Source organism: uncultured Maritalea sp. (assembly GCF_937139385.1).
Classification (GTDB): Bacteria; Pseudomonadota; Alphaproteobacteria; order Rhizobiales; family Devosiaceae; genus Maritalea; species Maritalea porphyrae_A.
Map to the genome: position 1 here is coordinate 1 of NZ_CAKZPW010000138.1, position 4,590 is coordinate 4,590.

5 protein-coding genes are annotated in these 4,590 nt (G+C 50.0%); all 5 read right to left on the reverse strand.

Annotated features, from left to right (window positions below; genetic code table 11):
- Positions 1-153: 153 nt before the first annotated feature.
- On the reverse strand, positions 154-1,011 hold the full coding sequence (locus Q0231_RS05700) for a metal ABC transporter permease (protein ID WP_299346160.1): 858 nt from the start codon (positions 1,009-1,011) through the stop codon (positions 154-156).
- The gene (locus Q0231_RS05705) at positions 1,008-1,868 is read right to left on the reverse strand and encodes a metal ABC transporter permease (RefSeq protein ID WP_269394187.1); all 861 of its coding nucleotides are present in this window, start codon (positions 1,866-1,868) and stop codon (positions 1,008-1,010) included. The genes Q0231_RS05700 and Q0231_RS05705 overlap by 4 nt, the downstream gene beginning before the upstream one ends.
- The gene (locus Q0231_RS05710) at positions 1,861-2,766 is read right to left on the reverse strand and encodes a manganese/iron ABC transporter ATP-binding protein (RefSeq protein ID WP_269394188.1); all 906 of its coding nucleotides are present in this window, start codon (positions 2,764-2,766) and stop codon (positions 1,861-1,863) included. The genes Q0231_RS05705 and Q0231_RS05710 overlap by 8 nt, the downstream gene beginning before the upstream one ends.
- On the reverse strand, positions 2,763-3,659 hold the full coding sequence (locus tag Q0231_RS05715; protein WP_269394189.1) for a metal ABC transporter substrate-binding protein: 897 nt from the start codon (positions 3,657-3,659) through the stop codon (positions 2,763-2,765). Before Q0231_RS05715 ends, Q0231_RS05710 begins: the two co-directional genes overlap by 4 nt.
- Positions 3,660-3,792: 133 nt before the next feature.
- The coding region (locus Q0231_RS05720) for a hypothetical protein (protein ID WP_299346166.1) at positions 3,793-4,590 on the reverse strand (798 nt) is incomplete at its 5' end.

Genomic DNA, 4,590 nt, shown 5'->3' on the forward strand with positions numbered 1-4,590 from the left:
AAGAGCTATTCGTGCCCACTATCTCAATGCGGTGGATTTAAGTCCGCATATTAAGAAAGACATTGGTTTAGATCATGTGCGCGAAAGATACGATTTGCGGTAGCATTGCCGTTAAGGGGCGGTCCGTTTGTGACCGCCCCTTTTTTGTCTGCATTAGCTCGCAATATTGGTTTCAGCACCTGATAATTTCTTGGCATTTGGCGATAAGAAGAACGCGATGATGAATAATATGGTCATCAACAATACGATCGTTGGTGCTGGCGCGCTATCGATGAAAAACGATAGATATATGCCCAAGAAAGCTGAACTGACGGACAAGCCAAAAGCCCACACCAGCATTTGACCAATGCGTCGAGTAATCAGATAGGCGATAGCCCCCGGCGCAACCAACAAAGCGATGGCTAGGATGATGCCCACTGCTTTTAGCGCGGCCACGACGCTGAGCGAAATGATGGCCAGCAAACCGTAGTGCAGCACTTTCACAGGCAAACCAATTGCGCTGGCATGCTGTTGATCAAAAATATAGAGCAGCAAATCGCGCCATCTTAAAATGATAACCGCTGAAATGAAGAGGGCGATCAGCCCGGTTTCTATGATGTCATACGTGTTGATGCCCAGCATGTCGCCAAATAGAATATGGTCCAAGTGCACGTCGGTTTCGATTTTTGTATAAAGCACAATCCCCAAGCCAAACATGCCCGAAAAGACCACGCCCATTACGGTATCCTCTTTTACCCGCGAGTTTTCGGTAATGAAGCCCGTGGAAATTGCGCAGGTCATGCCCGCAAAAAATGCCCCAATGGCGAGTGGAATACCCGTGACATAAGCCAGTACAATGCCCGGCAACACAGCATGGGAAATGGCGTCGCCCATCAAAGACCAGCCTTTGAGCACCAAGAAGCATGACAAAAGCGCGGCGGGAATAGACACCAGAACCGAGATCAAAAATGCATTGCGCATAAATTCAAATTGAAAGGGCGCAAGTGGGTCCGAAATTAAGAGGTCAATCATTGCGCGGCCTCCGGTTCTGCATTGCGGCGTGCCCGTTGGGCCAGCATGCCGTGTTTGGGGGCAAAGACAAATGCGAGCAAAAACATTGCGGTTTGCAGCACAACAATAATGCCGCCAGTGGCTCCATCAATGAAATAAGAGATATATGCACCAAACAACGCACTGAGCGTGCCAATGGCCACGCTGACCATGATGAGGCGCGGAAAGCGGTCCGTAAGCAAATAGGCTGTGGCTCCTGGGGTGACTACCATAGCAATCACCAAGAAAGCGCCAACGGTTTGCAATGCAGCAACTGTGCAGGCGCTCAATAGGGTGAAGAACAGAATTTTGAGCGCGGTTGGGTTGATGCCGATAGAGCGGGCGTGCGCTTCGTCAAAAAAGGTGACCATTAGGTCTTTCCATTTGAGCAGCAGAACCGCCAGTGAGATCAGCGAAATAATGACCAACTGCAGAGTATCGGTTGGGGTGACCGCCAATATGTTACCCAAGACGATGGTTTGAATGTTCACCGACGTTGGGGACAAGGACACCATGAAGAGCCCTAGGCCAAAGAAGGATGTAAAGATCAACCCAATGATGGCGTCCTCACGCAGTTTTGTGCGTTGATTAAGGAACAACATGGCAGCAGAGGCCAATGCGCCCGAGAAGAAGGCTCCAACAGCAAAAGGTAGGCCCAGCATATAGGCGCCGGCAACGCCGGGCACGATAGAGTGGGACAGCGCGTCGCCAATCAACGACCAGCCTTTCAGCATCAAATAGGCAGATAGAAACGCGCAAACAGCGCCAACCAATGCGCTCACCCAAATGGCGTTGCGCATGTAGCCATAAGTGAGGGGTTCAAACAAAAGATCAATCATCGTCGTTTGACCCGCTGCGTTTGTGTTCCATATTGTCTTGTTCGCCATACATGATCAGCGGACGTTCATCATCCGAAATAATAGCGATGTGGCGTGCATCTTCATCGTCGTGCAAGTCGGTGCCACCGAACACAAAGTGGCGCAATACGCCGCCAAAGGCTTTTTCCAAGTTGTCTTGGGTGAATACTTCCTTGGTATCCCCATAAGCGAGCACAGTGCCTTTGACCAAAATAGTGCGGTCACAAAACTCTGGTACAGACCCTAAATTGTGAGTGGAAACAAGGATCACCTTGCCTTCGTCGCGTAGCGCGCGCAGCAGGGCGATGATGGTGTCTTCGGTTTTAACGTCGACACCGGTAAACGGCTCATCGAGCAGAATGACTTCGCCTTCTTGAGCCAAAGCGCGAGCTAAAAATACCCGTTTCTTTTGCCCACCGGAGAGTTCGCCGATTTGGCGAAGTCGGAACTCTTCCATGCCCACACGGTTAAGTGCCTCTGTGACTTTTTCATGATCAATTCTTTTGGGGCGGCGCAAAAAGCCCATATGGCCATAGCGGCCCATCATCACCACGTCTTCCACCAGAACTGGGAAATTCCAATCCACATCTTCAGTTTGGGGCACATAGGCGACAAGGTTTTCTTTTAAAACCTCACGAATGGGTCGACCCAGAATTTGCACCTCGCCCTCAGTCACCGGGGCAAAGCCCATGATGGATTTAAACAAGGTGGATTTGCCACTACCATTTACGCCCACCAAGGCAGCAATGGTGCCGCGCGGCAACTGAAATGAAGCATCACGAATAGCGGTATGGCCATTGCGGTACGTCACCGTGACGTTTGAAACTTTTAGGCCCGAAGTGGTGACGAAGGAATTCTCCGCCCCGGTCATATCATTCATTTTGACAATCCGTCTGCGATGGTTTGCGATGTGACGCGCAAGAGGTCCAAAAAGGTGGGTACGGGACCGTTTTCGTCTGTTAACGAGTCAACATATAATACACCAGCGTAGTCTGCGTCTGTTTCGCGCGCAACTTGCTCTGCGGGAGCTGAGGATATTGTGCTTTCTGAAAACACTGCTTTGATATTGTTTTTGCGCACTTGGTCAATCACATCGCGCACCTGGTGCGGTGTGCCTTGCTGATCCGCATTGATGGGCCACAAATAGAGTTCTTTCAAACCAAAATCCCGGGCGAGATAGCTGAATGCCCCTTCAGAGGTCACCAGCCAGCGTTGATCTGCGGGGATGGCTTGGATCGCTTTGCGGATCGGTTCTACTGTGGCGGTTATTTCGGCCTTATATGCCTCAGCGTTGGCCAAATAGACTGCAGCATTCTTAGGATCATGCTCAGCAAATGCTTTGGCGATATTGTCCACATAGATCAAAGCATCGCTTGGCGACATCCAAGCATGGGGGTTGGGTTTTCCAGTGTAAGGGCCATTGGCGATGCCCATTGGTTCGATGCCATCGGTGATGGTTACGCTTGGGATATCGCGCAGATTGTTAAAGAATTTTTCAAACCATAATTCAAGGTTCAGCCCGTTCCACAAAACCAAATCCGCCCCCTGCGCACGAATGATATCGCGCGGGGTTGGTTGGTAGTTATGAATTTCAGCTCCGGGTTTGGTAATCGATTCAACGATCGCCGTGTCCCCCGCAACATTTTGCGCCATGTCGGCAATAATAGTGAATGTGGTGACCGCTTTGAACTTAGCCATCGCGGGGGTGGCGACAAGCGACATCGCGCTTGCAGCAATAAGCGCGGCGGCAAGAATTGGCTTTTTGAACTTCATGGATGAACCCTATCAACAAACATAATCCGTTGATTAGAATCAGTAATGCAATTGCAAATCGTTTGCAAGAGCTATTGCGAATGATTTGCAAAAGCCGTTGTGGCTATTAACTGCTCGGAACTTGAATAGTGTCTCACTTGATCGTAATCGTGATCTTCAACTCTTCGTCTAGCTCGAGTCCGAACTCCGCCTCATCCGGGACAATCCAAGCCAACTCGGTACTTTTGGGGTCTCGAACCAGCTTTACATTTCCGAGTTCTACGCCGGCGCGGAAGTTTTTCGGGTTAATGCTGGTGTTTGGCTCAAGCTCAATCACAAAGCGATAACCAGGAATTGGAAAGAATGCGTCGCTCTTTTCAACGATAAGGTCGCCAAATTTTAATCTATCAAGAAAAGCGGTTCGGCGAACACGTGCCACCTCAATCGCCTCTTCATTGGCCCAGTAGATGCGGCTTTTTGCCAAAAAATCGGCGTAGGCCTCATGTGTGGCGAGCTGGGCGGCCATGTAATCGCGCAAAGGACCACCTTCAATCAGTTCTGCTGCCGCTTTTTTCATTGCTTCTTTGGTCAATTCTTTCGCGACGCTAATTCCAATGTCCCGGCCAATACTCGTAACGAGCGCCCCTATGCCCCTTTTTCCAGTTGCTTTGCCAAATTCTTCAGCCGCTTTGAGTACCTTCTCTTCTGATTTAGCGATTTTGCTTGCGATGCGGTCCGGCAAGCTGAAATTTCCATTGACCAAGTCTTGGGGGCGACGAAAGCTCTTATATACATCTGCGCCAAACTTGGCGGCTTCGTGTTCTAAGGCTGCTTTGTTTAGTTTGGCATAACTGCCGGAAGTGCGAAATGGCGTTGATATCGCCTCTTTATATATTTGATTTAGTGCAGCCTCCTTACCTTGCTCGTCCCACCAAGATTGCTCGTTTTCTTC